This is a genomic window from Embleya sp. NPDC050154, from assembly GCF_044460165.1.
Classification (GTDB): domain Bacteria; phylum Actinomycetota; class Actinomycetes; order Streptomycetales; family Streptomycetaceae; genus Embleya.
In genome coordinates this window covers 44823-61338 of sequence record NZ_JBITJP010000026.1, presented here as the reverse complement: position 1 = coordinate 61338, position 16516 = coordinate 44823, and the positions used below count along the sequence as shown (strand labels likewise).

The 16516-nt window shown below is 72.8% G+C and carries 11 protein-coding genes; 8 read left to right on the top strand and 3 right to left on the bottom strand.

Annotation, left to right across the window (positions count from 1 at the left end; all coding sequences use genetic code 11):
* The first annotated feature begins 434 nt into the window (after positions 1-434).
* The 4 genes from ACIBSV_RS39595 (at position 435) to ACIBSV_RS39580 (ending at position 8215) form a co-directional block, all read left to right on the top strand.
* A complete protein-coding gene (locus ACIBSV_RS39595; RefSeq protein WP_395871935.1) occupies positions 435-947 on the top strand; it encodes a hypothetical protein in 513 nt (170 codons plus the stop codon).
* Positions 948-1053: 106 nt separating this feature from the next.
* Complete coding sequence (locus ACIBSV_RS39590; protein WP_395871933.1) at positions 1054-1866, top strand: vWA domain-containing protein; 813 nt, start codon at positions 1054-1056, stop codon at positions 1864-1866.
* A gap of 935 nt (positions 1867-2801) precedes the next feature.
* Positions 2802-4166: a replication-associated recombination protein A gene (locus ACIBSV_RS39585; RefSeq protein WP_395871931.1), complete on the top strand. Its 1365-nt coding sequence runs from the start codon at positions 2802-2804 to the stop codon at positions 4164-4166.
* A gap of 1496 nt (positions 4167-5662) precedes the next feature.
* Positions 5663-8215, top strand: a complete 2553-nt coding sequence (locus tag ACIBSV_RS39580) for an ABC transporter permease (RefSeq protein WP_395871929.1) — start codon at positions 5663-5665, stop codon at positions 8213-8215.
* A gap of 46 nt (positions 8216-8261) precedes the next feature.
* On the opposite strand, the gene ACIBSV_RS39575 is transcribed toward ACIBSV_RS39580, so the two are convergent.
* From ACIBSV_RS39575 to ACIBSV_RS39565, 3 genes are all read right to left on the bottom strand, one after another.
* Complete coding sequence (locus tag ACIBSV_RS39575) at positions 8262-8978, bottom strand: alpha/beta hydrolase (protein WP_395871927.1); 717 nt, start codon at positions 8976-8978, stop codon at positions 8262-8264.
* A 335-nt stretch (positions 8979-9313) separates the two neighbouring features.
* Entirely contained in the window at positions 9314-10627 is a 1314-nt protein-coding gene (locus ACIBSV_RS39570) for a threonine/serine exporter ThrE family protein (protein WP_395871925.1), read from the bottom strand.
* A gap of 414 nt (positions 10628-11041) precedes the next feature.
* Positions 11042-11815, bottom strand: a complete 774-nt coding sequence (locus tag ACIBSV_RS39565) for a DUF2470 domain-containing protein (protein ID WP_395871923.1) — start codon at positions 11813-11815, stop codon at positions 11042-11044.
* Positions 11816-12047: 232 nt separating this feature from the next.
* On the opposite strand from ACIBSV_RS39565, the gene rpsD reads away from it, so the two are divergent.
* From rpsD to alaS, 4 genes are all read left to right on the top strand, one after another.
* Positions 12048-12656 carry a 30S ribosomal protein S4 gene (gene rpsD, locus ACIBSV_RS39560; protein WP_395871921.1) on the top strand — a complete coding sequence of 203 codons (609 nt, stop codon included), beginning with the start codon at positions 12048-12050 and terminating at the stop codon, positions 12654-12656.
* A gap of 360 nt (positions 12657-13016) precedes the next feature.
* Positions 13017-13451 (top strand): DUF948 domain-containing protein, encoded by a 435-nt coding sequence (locus ACIBSV_RS39555; RefSeq protein ID WP_391587549.1) that lies wholly within the window; start codon positions 13017-13019, stop codon positions 13449-13451.
* 3 nt (positions 13452-13454) lie between these two features.
* On the top strand, positions 13455-13814 hold the full coding sequence (locus tag ACIBSV_RS39550) for a DUF6167 family protein (RefSeq protein WP_395871919.1): 360 nt from the start codon (positions 13455-13457) through the stop codon (positions 13812-13814).
* Complete coding sequence (gene alaS / locus ACIBSV_RS39545; protein WP_395871917.1) at positions 13814-16483, top strand: alanine--tRNA ligase; 2670 nt, start codon at positions 13814-13816, stop codon at positions 16481-16483. The genes ACIBSV_RS39550 and alaS overlap by 1 nt, the downstream gene beginning before the upstream one ends.
* Positions 16484-16516: the final 33 nt, after the last annotated feature.

Below are 16516 nucleotides of genomic sequence, written 5' to 3'. Positions count from 1 at the left end.
CGGCGGGTGCCGGCGGAGTACGTGACGCGGTCCGTCGTGCAGGGGCGCGGCTGGACGCAGGGCGCCATCGCACGATTCCTGGCCGAGCCGGACGGCACGGTGGCCAACATGCGATATCGCGGGTCGCCGCCGACCAGGTTGTACGCGATGGCGCGGGTGCGGGCGATCGAGGGCACGCGCGAGTGGCAGGAGTGGTACTTCGCGTCGCGCCGACGGCGGGCCGCGACGGCGGAGCGGGGGAGCGGGGCCGGGGGCGTCGTGCGGGGTGGCTTGTCGGCGCGGACGGCCGGCGTGGGCGGTGGAACACGCGCAGGTGGTGGGCCCGTTGCGCCCGGCGGCGGTGACGCCGGTGGGGGCGTCGCCGGCGGCGCGGATGTCGGAGCCGAGCGGGATGCTGGGGTGGGCCGGGTTTCGGGCTCGAAAGGGGAGGTCGCATGAGCCACACCGTGCACATCAATCCGCTGCGCTGGTTCACCGATGGCGAGGGTGGCCTGGAGTTCGTCGAGTCGTTCGGCACGCCGGTGCCGGCCGACCTGCTGGAGGAGGCACGTGCCGTGTCCTACCCGGGAGTCGGCGAGGTACTGGCCGTGTTGCGGGGCGAAGGGCTGTCCGCGCGCTGTTGGTTCACCCTGTGGGTGGACGGCGCGGAGGTGCCGAACCCGTTGCCGGAGCGACCCGGAGCGGGTGACGGCGACCACCTGGGCGGGTTCGCGGTCGCGGTCGCGGGCGAGCGGAAACGCATCGGGGCCGACGAGCCGGTGTCCGGATTGACCTTCCGGGCCCCGGGACCGGGCGCGGCGGAACGGGCGGTGGTGGCGCTGGCCGAGGCGTTCGGGCCGCAGGTGATGTGGGCCGGCGACATCGGTGATGTCGTGGTGGTGCCGCCCGGGCTGACGCCGGACGGGTTGCGGAAGCTACGGGTGGGCTGCGACATGGCCGATTCCTGAGGGATCTGCCCCTGTTCGTGGGGGCGGGCGATCTGGGAGCGTAGGCCGGTGAAGCCCCCGGGAGGGGGCGGCCACCCGACTCGTTCGACTGCTGGGAGCCCTCGCCATGCCCTTCTCGCTGTTCGGTCGCAAGAAGTCGAACCCGGACTCCTCGACGGCCGCCGCACCGCCCGCCGCCGCACCCCCGGCCACCGTGCGCAGCGGGAGCGGCTCGGCGGTCTCGCTGGCCAAGATCGAGCGCTCCGCACCCGGGTTGGTCAGCCTGTACAAGGCGGCCGGGGTGAGCCTGGAGAAGAACCGGCTCGCGGGTGTGCGCGCCGCCGTCTACCTCGTGCTCGACCGCTCCGGCAGCATGGCGCCGTTCTACAAGAACGGCAGCGTACAGGCGCTCGCCGACCGGGTGTTGGCCGCTGCCGCGCACTTCGACGACGACGGCTCGGTGCCGGTGATCTTCTTCGACACGAAGGCGCACGAGGCCGAGGAGATCTCGCTGGACAACTACGGCGGCCGGATCGCAGCGCTGCACAAGAAGCTGGGCCACATGGGCACCACGGACTACGTGTCGGCGATGGAAGCGGTGATCGCGCACTACCGGTCGTGCGGGGCGACCGATCCGGCCTTCGTGATCTTCCAGACGGACGGCGCGCCGAACAACGCGAAGGCCGCCGAGAAGGCGATCTGCCAGGCGGCCGGGCTGCCGATCTTCTGGCAGTTCATCGGCTTCGGCCGGGACGAGTTCCGCTTCCTGCACCGCTTGGACGACCTGCCCGCGCCCAAGCACCGCGTGGTCGACAACGCGGGCTTCTTCGAGGCGGGCGCGGACCCGAGGCGCATGCCCGACGCCGAACTCTTCGACAACCTGATGAACGAATTCCCCGAATGGCTCCAGACGGCCAAGGCGGCCGGGGTACTGCGCTGACCCGAGCCCTTCGGGGGAGGTGAGCCGCACGGGCGATGGGGGCTGCGTCCGCGCGGTTGGGCTGGGCTGGGCGGGTCGGCGGAGATCGTGTGGCGGTGGTGCGGGGCGCGGTGTCGCTTCGTGGTCTCGGGCGGTGAGGCGCGATGCTGCCTGGTGGGTGCGCCGGTTGTTTTTTGGTGCCGCGCCTGGCTCGGCGAAGGCGCATGGCCGGCGGTTGGGCGCTCCGGGTGGCGTCCCGCGTCGGCCGGTCGGGGGTCGTCGGCGCGGTGGCGTGTGGTGTGGTGTCGAGTCGTGGGGCCGTGGTATCGGGCGGCGAGGCGCAATGCTGCCCGGCGGGCGCGCTGACTGTCTCGTGAGTGCTTGGCGCTTGGTGCGCCGCGTTCCGCCCGGCGACGGCGCGTCGTTGTGGGTGCGGGTGGGGCCGGTCGGCGGGCGCTTGGGGCCGTGTCCCGGGACGGTTGGATGCCGGTGCTGCGCGGGTGCGGTGTCGAGTGGCGGGGCCAGGGGCTCGGGCGGCAGGGCGCAGTGCCGCCCGACGAGATTGCCTACCGCTCGTTGCTGCGCCGCCTCCCGCTCGGCGACGGCGCGTTGTGTGCGAGAGCGGTCGGGTGGGGGCTCCGGGCCGTGTCCCTGGCCGGTCCAGAGTCGGCGGCAGTGGCGCGGGGCGCGGTGTCGTGTGGTGGTCCCGAGTCGGGGCGGTGGTGTCGGGCGGCGGGCACGGGGCTGTTGGGTGGGTGCGCTCCGCCGCCTGTTGGTGTGCCGACCGTCTCCTGGTGCGCCGTTTACTCGTTCGGCGGCGGCGGTGCGCCGTTTCTCGTTCGGCGGCGGCGGCGTGTCGTGGGGAGTGCGGTGGGGCGGTCGGTGGGGGCTCCGGGGCGTGCGGTGGGGAGCTCCCGGGACGGTCGGGCGTCGGGGGTGGGGGTTAGGGTCGGGGAGTGGATTCCGATCTCTTTACCGCTGCCGCCGAGGCCCGGCAGGCCAAGGACCCCTCGCTCGCGCCGCTTGCCGTGCGGATGCGACCGCGCGATCTGGACGAGGTGCTCGGTCAGCGGCATTTGTTGGGTGAGGGATCGCCGCTGCGCCGGTTGGTGTCGTCGGAGAGCCGGGTCACCGCGCCGTCCTCGGTGATCCTGTGGGGGCCGCCCGGCACCGGCAAGACCACGCTCGCCTACGTGGTCAGCCACGTCACCAAGCAGCGTTTCGTGGAGTTGTCTGCGATCACGGCGGGCGTCAAGGAAGTACGCGCGGTGATCGAGGACGCGCGGCGGCAGGCGGGTGCCCAGGGGCGCGACACGGTGCTGTTCCTGGACGAGATCCACCGCTTCTCCAAGGCCCAGCAGGACTCGTTGCTGCCCGCCGTGGAGAACCGCTGGGTGACCCTGATCGCGGCGACCACCGAGAACCCGTACTTCTCGATCATCAGCCCGCTGCTCTCCCGCTCGTTGTTGCTGACCCTGGAGTCGTTGACCGACGACGACCTGCGCGAGGTGGTGCACCGCGCACTCGCCGACGAGCGCGGGCTCAAGGGCACGCTCACCCTCGACCCGGATGCCGAGGAGCACCTGCTGCGCATCGCGGGTGGCGACGCGCGACGGATCCTGACCGCGCTGGAGGCGGGCGCGGGATCGGCGGCGGACAAGGGCGAGGACACGATCACGCTGGCCACGCTGGAGAGCGCGGTGGATCGCGCGGCGGTGCGGTACGACCGGGACGGGGACCAGCACTACGACGTGGCGAGCGCCTTGATCAAGTCGATCCGGGGCTCCGACGTGGACGCGGCGCTGCACTACCTCGCGCGGATGATCGACGCGGGGGAGGACCCGCGCTTCATCGCCCGGCGGTTGATGATCTCGGCGAGCGAGGACATCGGGATGGCCGACCCCACCGCCCTCCAGGTGGCGGTGGCCGCCGCGCAGGCGGTCGCGCTGATCGGCTTCCCCGAGGCGCGGATCACGCTGTCCCAGGCGGCGATCCACCTGGCCCTGGCACCGAAGTCGAACGCGGCGTACCTGGCGATCGACGCCGCGCTCGCCGACGTCCGCAAGGGCCTGGCCGGTCCGGTACCGCCGCACCTGCGCGACGGCCACTACAAGGGCGCCGCCAAACTCGGCCACGCCCAGGGGTACGTCTATCCCCACGACGTCCCCGGCGGCGTGGCCGCGCAGCAGTACGCCCCCGACGCCATCCACGGCCGTACCTACTACGAGCCCACCCGCCACGGCGCCGAGGCCCGCTACGCCGACATCGCCACCTGGACCAGATCCCGCCTCTCCGGCACCACCACCCCCACCAACGAATAGCCCCGCCGAACCCGCCAACCCCGAAGTTCCCCCGAGCACGCACCCGAAGGCGTGACCGACCCAGCGGCGACATCAGCACGTCCGGGCCGCGGCAAGGGCGCCCGATCGGCAGGGCGGTGAGGGCTGCGGTGCGGGGCGTCCTGTCGGCTCGGGTGCCCGGTGGGTCGGTTCGGCCGCGCGACGTGTGCGGCGCTGCCGTTGCCGCTGCGTGTGTACGCGCCGCGCCGCTCGCGTCTCGGCTTCGCCGTGTTCCGGGCCGTAACCCCGCTACGTGCGAGGACGTTCGTGCCGCGTGCCGCGTGCCGCGTGCCGCGTGCCGCGTGCCGCGTGCCGCGTGCCGCGTGCCGCGTGCCGCGTGCCGCGTGCCGCGTGCCGCGTGCCGCGTTGTGTGGTGGGTGGTGGGTGTCGCTGTGCGGCCTCGTCGGGTCCGCCGTCGTGTTCGGCTTCGCCTGCGTCGGTTCGCCGGGACATCGTTGCCTGATCCCCGTCGCGGTGTGCTCGTGCGCCACGCGTCAGCCCGCCGTACCCCCGACCCGCTGGGTGCCCGTTTCGCAGTGCCTCCGCCCTGCCATGTGATGGGCCCACTTTCGTGTGCCCATGTGCAGCCCGCCGCGTCCTGGCCTGTCCCGGTGACCCCGGCCGCTGCCGCGTGAGCGGATGCGCCCGCCTCGCCGGCTCTCGCCCCGTCCGATGGTGCGTGAGTGCATGCGCCGGCCTCGCCTCTCGGTGCTCGTCCGGTCATGGCATCGGCCCGCCTCCGTGCGCGCCCATCCGCCCTGCCCGGCCGCCCTCGCCGTTGCCCGGTGAGTGGATGTGCCCGCCCCGCGATACCCCCGCCCGTCCCTTTTCTCTGTGCCGGTCCGCCGCGATCCGGCCTGCCCTGCCCGCCCTCGACTTGCTGCCGTGTGGGGGCGTGGGGCGCCCGGGCGTATCTTCGGCCGGCAGTGGGATCGGCCCACCTTCGTGAGTCGGTTCGCCCCGCCATGTCCCCTGCCCCTGGTGCCCTACCTCGCCATGCCCCGCAGGCGCCGCCCCGTCGTGCCCCGCCGGCCCTCGACTTGCTGCCGTGTGGGGGCGTGGGGCGCCCGGGCGTATTTTCGGCCGGCAGTGGGATCGGCCCACCTTCGTGAGTCGGTCACCCGCGCCCTGGCCTGCCCCGCTTGCCCTCGGTTGCTGCCGCGTGGGCGCATGCGTCCGCCCCGCTCATGCCCCCTGCCCCCTCGTACCCCCGCCCCGCCACGCCCCGCAGGCCCCGCCCCGTCGTGCCTCGTCCCGGCCCGCCGCGCTCGGGCTTCGTTGGTGCCGGGTGAGGGGGCGTGGGGCCGGGGGTCGGTCGTGTGGGGGAGTGGGGGATCGGGTGGGTGATGGTGAATGGGGTCGTGGGCGCCGTGGGATGTAGGTGGGCGTGGTACCGGTGGGGGACGTTGGCGGGGCTTGGGGCCGGCGAGGATGGGTGGCATCCCAGATGTTTGGTTTCGGTCTCTCGGGGGCTGCCCATGTTTCGTTTCGCTCTGCGCAATGTCGTCGCGCACAGGGCCGAATTGGCGATGACGGCCGTCGCGGTCCTGCTCGGGGTCGCGTTCGTCGCCGGCACCCTGGTCCTGTCGGACACGTTGGGCCGGGCCTTCAAGAACACTGCCTCCAAGAGCTTCGCCGACGTGTCCGTGGCCGTGATCGACGACAACGTGGACCGCACCGGGGCCCGTGAGCACGGGCGCCCCGACCCCACGCTCACCGAGGACACCCTGCCCCGATTGCGCGCGTTGCCGGGAGTCGCCCGGGCGCGCGGCGTGTTGGAGGGATTCACCGGCGTGGTCGACCGCGACGGCGACCTGCTCGGATCCGGGTGGACCACGATCGGGACCAACTTCGTGCCGAGCCGCGACGGAGTCGACCCGCGCTTCCCGATGCGGGCCGGGCGCGGGCCCGCGGGCGGGGGCGAGATCGCGTTGGACGCCGGGACCGCCGACAAGGGCGGCTTCCGGGTCGGTGACACCGTGCGCGTCGCGCTGAGCGGCCCGATGGTCGAGACCCGGCTGACCGGCGTGTTCGGGACCGACGATCCGAGGGTGTCGTCGGGCGGCTCACTGGTGCTGTTCGACACCGCGACCGCGCAGCGCCTGTTGCTCAAGCCCGGCCGCTACGGCGAGATCGACCTGACCGCGGCCCCCGGTACGAGCGAGGCGACGTTGCGGGACGCGGCCGAGCGGCTGCTGCCCCGGTCGGACAATCTGCGGGTCGACTCCGGACGGGCGCTGGCCCGGGCCCAAGTGGACATGATCGAGGCCGGCACCCGGCAGATGACCGTCGCGCTGCTCGCGTTCGCCGGCATCGCGCTGTTCGTCGCCACGTTCATCATCGCCAACACGTTCACCATGCTGGTCGCCCAACGCACCCGCGAACTCGCGCTGTTGCGCGCGGTCGGCGCACGGCGCGAGCAGGTCACCCGGATCGTGCTCGCCGAGGCCGCGGCGGTCGCCGTGGTCGCGTCGTCGCTCGGCCTCGGTGTCGGGATCGTGCTGGCGGGCGCGCTGCGCTCGGCGCTGGAACGGTTCGGCGCGCACCTGCCCGCCGGGCCACTGATCGTCGACGGCCGCACCATCGCGGTCGCGTTGCTCGTGGGCGGCGCGGTCACCCTGCTCGCCTCGTGGCTGCCGGCCCGGCGCGCGTCCCGGATCCCGCCGGTCGCCGCGCTGAACACGGTGGAGCTACCCGCCGGCCACGCCGGCTCGCGCGGTCGCGGCGTGCTCGGTGTCCCGGTGACCACCGTCGGCGTGGTGCTCACCGTGTACGGCCGTTCCACCGCCGGCGACAGCGGCCGAGTGCCGGTGGCCGTCGGGGTGTTCCTGGTCCTGGTCGGCATCCTCCTGCTCACCCCGCTGCTGTCCCGACCGGTGATCGGGATGAGCGCGCCGTTCCTGGACCGGCCGTTCGGCGTGGCCGGTCGGCTGGCCCGGCGCAACGCCGTCCGCAACCCGCGACGCACCGCCGCCACCGCGTCCGCGCTGACCATCGGCCTGTCCCTGATCGCCGGCCTGAGCATGCTCGGCGCGTCGATCCGGCAGGCCGTCGAGGACCGGGCGATCGCCGAGGTCGCCGCGGACTACCGGATCCGGACGGTCAACGGCGCCTCCGTCGACCCGAGCGTGCTCGACGCCGTCGCCCGGATGCCGGGGGTCACCGCGATGTCCCCGCTGATCCGGGACACCGTGACCCTGGACGGCCACGACGACGCGGTGATCGGGGTGGATCCGCAGGGAATCGAACGCCTCCTCAACCTCGGCGGCACGGCGGACGCCGCTTCGGCGCTGCGCCGCGGCGAGATCCTGGTCGCGCCGGACATCGCGAAGCAGCGCGGGTGGCGGGTCGGCTCCATCGTCGCGATCGGCTACCCCGACGGCACACGCGGCCGCGTCACCGTCGGCGGCTTCCAGGGCGACCTGGAACAGTTGACCAGGATCACCGTGCCGGCCGCGCTCGTACAGGCGCGTTCCGCCCACCGCGACATCCGGTCGATCATGGTGCGGACCGCCGACGGCGACAACACCCGAACCACCCGCGCGATCGAGCGGGCGATCGGCGACAACCCGTTGATCACGGTGGAGGACCGCACCGACGTCCGGCGGTCCATCAGCCGCTCGGTCGACCTGCTGCTCGACATCATGTACGGGCTGCTCGCGATGGCCGTGCTGATCGCCGTGCTCGGCGTGATCAACACCCTGGCCATATCGGTGTTCGAACGTCGGCGCGAGATCGGGATGTTGCGCGCGATCGGCCTCGACCGCTCGCGGGTACGCACGATGGTCCGGCTCGAATCGTTGGTGATCTCGGTCTTCGGCGCGGTGCTCGGCGTGGTCGTGGGCGCGTTCCTGGCGTGGGGGATCCTGGGCACCCTGCGCGACAGGCTGCCGGACCTGGTCCTGATCGTGCCCTGGGCCGGCGTCGCCGGATTCCTCGCCCTGGGGGTGGTCGTCGGCGTGCTCGCGGCGGTCTGGCCGGCCCGTACGGCGGCCCGCGCGGACGTACTCACCGCGATCGGCAGCGAATGACCGACGTCGGCGCACCCCTGCGACGCGCCCGCCGCACGGACGCCCGTCAGTTCACCACCGCGCGCAGCCCGTCCGGATCCGGCGCCGTCATCGCCCGAGCGATCTCGGGGTCCAGCGTTCCGGTGACGGCGCCCACCACGGTGCGGTGGATCAACTCGGTCCAGGCCGAGGACCGACGCACCATCGCGTGGCCGTCCGGCAGTTCGAACCGGCAGACCCGTTCGGAGACCTCCCGGGCGGTCAGCGCGTAGCGGTGCGAGGCCTTGGGGCTCGTGGTGTGGTCGGCCGTACCGTGCACGATGACCACGTCGCGGCCGGCGAGTTGGGCGTACGGCTCGTCGTCCTCGATCCACGGCGCGAGGGCGCAGATCGTCCGCACGCTGTCGTGGTCGGCGACCCGCAACGCGGTACGGCCGCCCATCGAGTGGCCGACCAGGGTGACCTCGGCGTGCGGGTAGCGGGTACGGATGCCGTCGAGCGCCCACCACGCGTCCTGGACCGGATCGTGATCGGGCTCGTTCCACCCGCGCACCCGGTAGCGCAGCAGCCAGGTCGCGACGCCCTCCGCGCGGGTCGCCCGGTGGATGCCCCGCGCGATCGGCACCATCCGGCGATACGCCAGATTGCGGGTCGAGGCGGGCTGCCGCCCCCGCGCGCGCCCACCGGGCAGGACCAGCACGACCGCGCGCACGTCCGTCCCGGTCGGCGGCGACCAGGTACGCAGCGCGGCGAGCGGCCCGGTCGATGCGTGCGCGTCCGACATGCGGAGCCCTCCATGCCTGTACTCGGTCCCGACGACCCGGACCACCGTCATCACTCCGGGGCCGCACCCCGAACCACCGCCCCAAATCCCGAACGCCCCCACGCCCCACGTCGTTCCCACCACCCAAGAACCCACCACCTCCGAACCCACCGCGTGGGCTCCGTCGCACGAAGCAGCCACCCACGGAGCGGCCCGGCCGGATCCGGCGACAAGGTTCCGAAGCGCGGGGAAGCGCACACCGGATACCCCACCCGCCCGGTCGCCGCACCGCGCCGCAGGTGAAGTGCCGGGAGCCGGAGCGACCGCGTCGCTCGCCGGGCCCGCGCCGCCCCGCCTCAGAACCCGCGAGTCCGCTTCGAGGCGGGCCGCATTTCGCGCCCCGTGCGCGGTGGCGGCGAAGGGAGGACGAAGCGGGCCGCCTCGGAGCCGACGTTGACGCCCGCTGCCAGGGCCAGGGCCAGGGAGGCCGCGTTGACCAGGCTGCGCCAGCCGGAGTCGGTGTGGCCCAGGGACAGGCCCAGCATGCCCTGGTACATCGCGCTGCCCGGCAACATCGGGCCGATCGCCGGGATCACGTACGGCAGCGCCGACGTCCCGTGCCACCGCGCGAGCAACTGGCCGAGCAGTCCGAGCAGTCCCGTGGCGACGGCGGTCGCGAGCACCGGCGCGGCGCCCGCCTCGCGCAGCACCTGGAACACCGCCCAGCCGACCGCGCCACCCGCCGCCGCGACCGGCAGCAGTACCCGGCGCACCTGGACCAGCACCGCGAAGGTCATCGACACCGCGCCCGCCGCGAGCAGTTGCACCACGCGAGGGTTGGCGTTGAGGTCGAACGTCCCCTCGACCTTGAACTGCACGCCCACCTGGTCGCCGATGTAGAGCACGATCGAGATGCCGACGATGATGCCGACGATCAGGTAGAAGACCTCCAGCAAGCGGGCCGCGGCGGTGATGTAGAAGCCGGTCAGGCCGTCCTGGACGGCGGCGACCAGGGCTCTTCCGGGCAACAGCGCGAACAGCCCACCGGTGACCACGGCGTACGGATTGATCCCGACGCCGACCTTGATCATCGCCACCGTGATCGCGGCGGCAGGCATCGAGGCGAGCACGAACTGGTAGAACTCCGGGACGCCCCGGTCGGCGAGCAACTGCGCCAGCCGCTCGCCGATCAACGCCGCGACGCAGGCGGCGATGGCCACGATCAGCCCGCCGCCGACCATCACGCTCGCGAAGGCCGCGATCAGACCGGCCGACAGCAGCAACAGGTTGCGCGGGTAGGGGTGTCGGTTGCGGCGGATGTCGGCGAGCCGGTGGTACGCCTCCTCCAGGGTCAATTCGGCGCCGGTGATGTCCGAGACCAGTTGGTGGGCCTCGTCGAGCCGGGTGTAGTCCACCGCGCGGCGGCGCACCACCCGCTCGCCGGTGACCGGCGGTTCGACCAGGGACGGCTGGTAGGACAGGGTGATCGCGACGAAGGTCACATTGGGCTGGCAACGTTCGAGGCCGTACGCGTCGGTGATGCCCAGCATCGCCGCCTCGACGTCCTCACCACCCTCGCCGCTGGCGAGCAGCAGTTCGCCGGTGCGCAGCGCCAGGTCCAGGACGCGCGGGACCGAGGGGCCGGCCTCGGGCTTCTCCGGGGCGGGCACGATCGGGATGCTCGCGGTGTGCCCGCTGAACCGAAGCTGGGTGCGCAGTCGGTCCTGCCACGGACTGGCCCCGGATCGGGACGCCGGTCGGGGCTCCGGTTCCCAGGGCGCCCGAGGGATGGGGTGGTCGCGACCGTCCCCGTTCGTCGGGTCCTCCGGACCGTGCCGCGCGTGTTGCTCCGACACCCCGTGTCGTCCCTTCCGCCGTCCGCCGATGCGGTCGTCTCGCGCTGGCGGACGCGTGGTCGGTCCGCCGTGGCGATCCGCCCGGGTGGATCGCCACCCGGTGCCGCGACCGGAAACGTTAGCCGGTTCCGGGTACCGGGCACGGCGCCGCTGATCTTGGACGGGGAGACTGCCCGCACGGCGGCGCATCATGCGACACCGGGAGGCCCGCGCGGCTCGCCGGGGGCGTCACGCCTGCCCGTGCACCCCGTGCAGCAACCGGCGCAGCGCCCCGCCCAACTCGAGCGGACCGGAGACCGGCGCCTCGAATTCGAACCGCACATCGCAGGTACGATCCGGCCCGCCGGTGCGCAGCCGGATGCCGTGCCGGTCCAGCGACACCGGCACGACCCGGTCGTCGCAGGCCGGGGCGCCCGCCACGCTCGCCAGCCGGCACAGGTCGTTGCCGTGTGCGGCGGCCAGGTGTTGCAGCAGTTCGGCCTCGTGACCGGCCAGCGGGTCGGACTCGGCGTCGGCGTACTCGTCCGGCTCGACGTGCCCGGTGCCCCACAGGTCGTCGACCAGGACCTCGCCGACCTCCAGCCGTACGACGGTGCCCGCGCGTGGCGATGCGGTGGGGTCGGGGGTCAGCTCGGCCAACCGCTCGGCGGCCCGCTCGGCGTCGGCGCCGGTGGGCACGGTCAGCCAGCCGGCGATCCAGCAGTGCGCCCGGACCCGGTGCGGCACCGCGACCGGCGCGACGTCGACCAGGTGCAGGACGGCGGCCACGTCCTCGCGCGAGGTCAGCACCACCGCGGCGGTCTCGGCCGGGACGAGCAACAGCAGCGCGCCGTCCGGCTCGACCGCCCGCGCGGCGGGGATCACGTGCTCGTCCCGGTCGCCGGGCACATCCAGGGTGGCCGAGCCGGCGTACGCGGCCAGGGTGCGGGCCCGCTCGGCGGTGCGCGGCCTTCGGGAAGAGACATCGGTGCGCCCGGCGTTGGCCTCGGTGGGAACAGACATGACGTCCTCCAGGTGTGGCGCTCGTTTGCGACCCCCGCTGTGGGCTACCGAACGCATCGACGTTAAGGTTAGGCTTACCTAAGTGCACCGATCTTGGCAAGGCGACCCACGTCACGGCGACCCGAGCGAAGGCGGCCCACCCCGGGGGGCCGGCGCGACGGCGACCCACGCGTGACCCGACCCACCGAGACGACCAGCACCGAAAAAACAGCCCCGCACGGAGGACCCGACCTTGAACCAGACCCGACCCAAGATCCGGCGCAGCCGTGCGCTCGGTGTGGCGCTCACGCCCAAGGCCGCGAAGTACCTCGAGAACCGGCCCTACCCGCCGGGCGAGCACGGTCGTGGTCGCAAGCAATCCTCGGACTACAAGACCCGGTTGATGGAGAAGCAGCGGCTGCGCTTCCAGTACGACATCTCCGAGGTCCAGATGCGGGCCGCGTTCGACCGCGCCAACAAGCACTCCGGCAAGACCGGTGACGAACTGGTGGTCGACCTGGAGCGCCGACTGGACGCGTTCGTGCTGCGTGCGGGCTTCGCGCGCACCGTCTACCAGGCGCGCCAGATGGTCACCCACGGGCACATCGAGGTCAACGGCGGCAAGGTGGACAAGCCGTCCTACCGGCTCAAGCCCGACGACATCGTCGGTGTGCGCGAGCGCAGCCGGAACAAGCCGCTGTTCCAGGTGGTCCAGGCCGGCGGGTTCGCCGCCGCCGAGACCCCGCGCTACATCGAGGCGCGTCTGGACAAGCTGATGGCCCGGCTGGACCGGCTCCCGCAGCGCCGCGAGGTCCCGGTGATCTGCGACGAGCAGTTGGTCGTCGAGTACTACTCGCGCTGACCCGCGCACCCCGATCGGCGCCGACCCGGACATTCGGGCCGGCGCCGACGCACGTACCGCCGTGGCACGCCGCCGCCGCCCCGCCGCCCCGCGGCCCCGCCGCGACACCGCAGCGTCGACGCGAGCCCGCGCCGGGCGTCGATCCACGCCGGCGCCCGCGCCGCGTCCGGGCGGCGCCGAGCGCCGATCCGGTACCCGCCCACCGTCGATCAAGAATCGACACCGGGCCGCGACACGCGCCACACCGACCGCGCGGGTTTCCTCGGACGAGGAGACCCGCGCGGTCGCGGTAGGGTCGGGTTTTCCGAGGTGGGCGACGCGTATCCGCCTCCTCGACTGATCCCACTCATCAAGGAGCGCATGACGGTGTCGGGTGGCGAAGTCGCGCTGATGATCATCGCGGTTTTCTGGGCGATCCTGGTCGCCTTTCTCGCAGTGGCTCTGGTCAAGCTGGCGAAGGTGCTCAAGGAGGCCACGACCCTGGTCGCGGGGGTGGCGGACCGGGCGGTTCCGCTGCTCGACGAGGTGACCGAGACGGTCCGGGCGACCAACGCCCAGATGGGCCGAGTCGACCAGATCGCGGGCAACGTGCAGACCATGACCACGAACGCCACCGCGCTGTCCTCCACGGTCGCCGCCACGCTCGGCGGCCCGCTCGTGAAGACGGCCGCGTTCAGCTACGGCGTCCGCCGCGCGCTCTCCGCGCAGCAACGCGCCGAACTCGGCCGCCGGGTGCGCGTCGCGGCCAAGGCGCAGAAGGTCGCGCGGCAGCGCAGCATGCGCGGGAGGGGCTGACCGATGGCGAGACTGTTCTGGATCGCGGTCGGCGCCGGCGCCGGCGTCTGGGCCGCGCGCAAGGTCAAGGACAAGGCGTACAAGTACACGCCCGAGGGCGTCGCCGACAATGTCACCGGCATCGGCGAGGCGATCAAGTACTTCGCGGACGAGATCCGGGCGGGAATGGCCGAACGCGAGCAGGAGCTGTACCGCGCCATCGGCGCGGACGTGGCCGCCGCGTCGCTGCCGCCCGCCCCGGTGCGGCGCGCGCTGCCCGGCACGCGCGACTCGCACGACGATTGGCACGACGGGCGTGACCTCTACGACCCGCGTGAGCTGTACGAAGGCAAAGCAAGGTACGACCGAAGGGACGGCAGCTGATGGAATCGGCAGAGATCCGGAAGCGCTGGCTGCGCTTTTTCGAAGAGCGCGGACACACCGTCGTTCCCTCGGCCTCGCTGGTCGCGGACGACCCCACGCTGCTCCTGGTGAACGCCGGCATGGTGCCGTTCAAGCCGTACTTCCTCGGCGAGGTCAAGCCGAGCTTCAAGCGCGCCACCAGCGTGCAGAAGTGCGTACGCACCCTCGACATCGAAGAGGTCGGCAAGACCACCCGGCACGGGTCGTTCTTCCAGATGTGCGGCAACTTCTCGTTCGGCGACTACTTCAAGGAAGGCGCGATCGCGCTCGCCTGGGAGTTGCTCACCAACTCGGTCGAGGACGGCGGCTACGGGCTGGACCCGGAGAAGTTGTGGATCACCGTCTACCTCGACGACGACGAGGCCGAGCGGATCTGGCGGGAGGTGATCGGCGTGCCCGCCGAGCGCATCCAGCGCCTGGGCAAGTCGGAGAACTTCTGGTCCATGGGCGTTCCGGGTCCGTGCGGCCCGTGCTCGGAGATCAACTACGACCGCGGCCCCGCCTACGGCGAGGAGGGCGGGCCGGCGGTCAACGGCGAGCGCTACCTGGAGATCTGGAACCTGGTCTTCATGCAGTACGAGCGCGGCCCGGGCACCGGCAAGGACGATTACCCGATCCTCGGCGAGCTGCCCGCGAAGAACATCGACACCGGGCTCGGCCTGGAGCGCCTCGCGTGCATCCTGCAGGGCGTCGACAACCTGTACGAGATCGACACGTCGCGGATGATCCTGGACCGCGCCGCCGAACTCGCGGGCAAGACCTACGGCGACGACCACCGGAACGACGTGTCGCTGCGCGTGGTGGCCGACCACGTGCGCACCGCCGTGATGCTGATCGGTGACGGCGTGGTGCCCGGCAACGAGGGTCGCGGCTACGTGCTGCGCCGGATGATGCGCCGGGCGATCCGCAACATGCGCCTGCTCGGCGCGCAGGGCGAGACGCTGCACGACCTGGTCGAGACCACGATCAAGGCGATGGCTCCGCAGTACCCGAACCTGCTCGAGGAAGCCGAGCGCATCGACGCCGTCTCGGTGGCCGAGGAGAAGCGCTTCCTGGCCCGCCTGCACGAGGGCACCGCGCTCCTGGACGAGTCGATCGTCAAGGCGAAGAGCTCCGGCTCGACGGTGCTTCCCGGCGAGGTGGCCTTCCTGCTGCACGACACCGAAGGCTTCCCGATCGACCTGACCCTGGAGATCGCCGCCGAACAGGGCCTGGCGGTCGACGAGGACGGTTTCCGTCGGCTGATGAACGAGCAGCGGCAGCGGGCCAAGAAGGACGCCCAGGCGCGCAAGCAGGGCCTGGCCGACCTGTCCGTCTACCGCGAGGTCGCGGACGCGGCCGGCGGCACCGAGTTCACCGGCTACCAGGACACCTCGGACGAGGCGACCGTGGTCGGCCTGCTCGTGGACGGCGTGCCCGCGCCCGCCGCGCACGAGGGCGACGAGGTCGAGGTCGTGCTCGACCGCACCCCCTTCTACGCCGAGGGCGGCGGCCAACTCGCCGACACCGGCCGGATCCGGCTGGACACCGGCGCCGTGGTCGAGGTCCGCGACGTGCAGACCCCGGTGGCCGGTGTCACCGTGCACCGCGGCCGGGTCCAGGTCGGCGAGGTCCTGGTCGGCGCCCAGGCGTTGGCCCAGATCGACACCGGCCGGCGCAACGCGATCGCCCGCGCGCACAGCGCGACGCACCTGACCCACCAGGCGCTGCGCGACGCGCTCGGCCCCACCGCCGCGCAGGCCGGCTCGGAGAACGCGCCCGGCCGCTTCCGCTTCGACTTCGGCGCGCCCGGCGCGGTGCCGGGCAGCGTGCTCACCGACGTCGAGCAGAAGATCAACGAGGTGCTCGCGCGCGACCTGGACGTCACCGCCGAGGTGATGTCGATGGACGAGGCGAAGAAGCAGGGCGCCGTGATGATGTTCGGCGAGAAGTACGGCGACCGGGTCCGCGTGGTCACCATGGGGGACTACTCCAAGGAACTGTGCGGCGGCACGCACGTGCACAACACCGCGCAACTGGGTCTGGTCAAGCTGCTCGGCGAGTCCTCGATCGGCGCCGGCGTGCGTCGCGTCGAGGCGCTGGTGGGCACCGACGCGTACAACTTCCTGGCGCGCGAGCACACCATCGTGAACCAGCTCACCGACGTGGTGAAGGGCCGCCCCGAGGACCTGCCCGAGCGGGTCGCGTCGATCATGGCCAAGCTGCGCGACGCGGAGAAGGAGATCGCGGCGCTGCGCGGCGCCCAGGTACTCCAGGCGGCCGCGGGTCTGGTCGAGAGCGCCCAGGACGTGCACGGCGTGGCGCTGGCCACCGCGCAACTGGCGGACGGGACCACGCCCGACGACCTGCGCAAGCTCGCGCTGGACGTGCGCGGCCGGCTCGCGGCGCGCCCGGCCGCGGTCGCGGTCGTGTCGGTCGTGGGCGGCAAGCCGATGGTCGTGGTGGCCGCCAACGAGGCCGCGCGCGAGCGTGGCGTCAAGGCCGGCGAGCTGGTCCGCGTCGCGGCGCAGACCCTCGGCGGCGGCGGTGGCGGCAAGGACGACGTGGCCCAGGGCGGCGGTTCGGACCCGACCAAGGTGGCCGACGCGCTGGCCGCAGTCACCCGGACAGTCGCCGAACGTACATCCTGAGTCGTCCCTTACCCTCGTTCCCCCGGTGGGTGT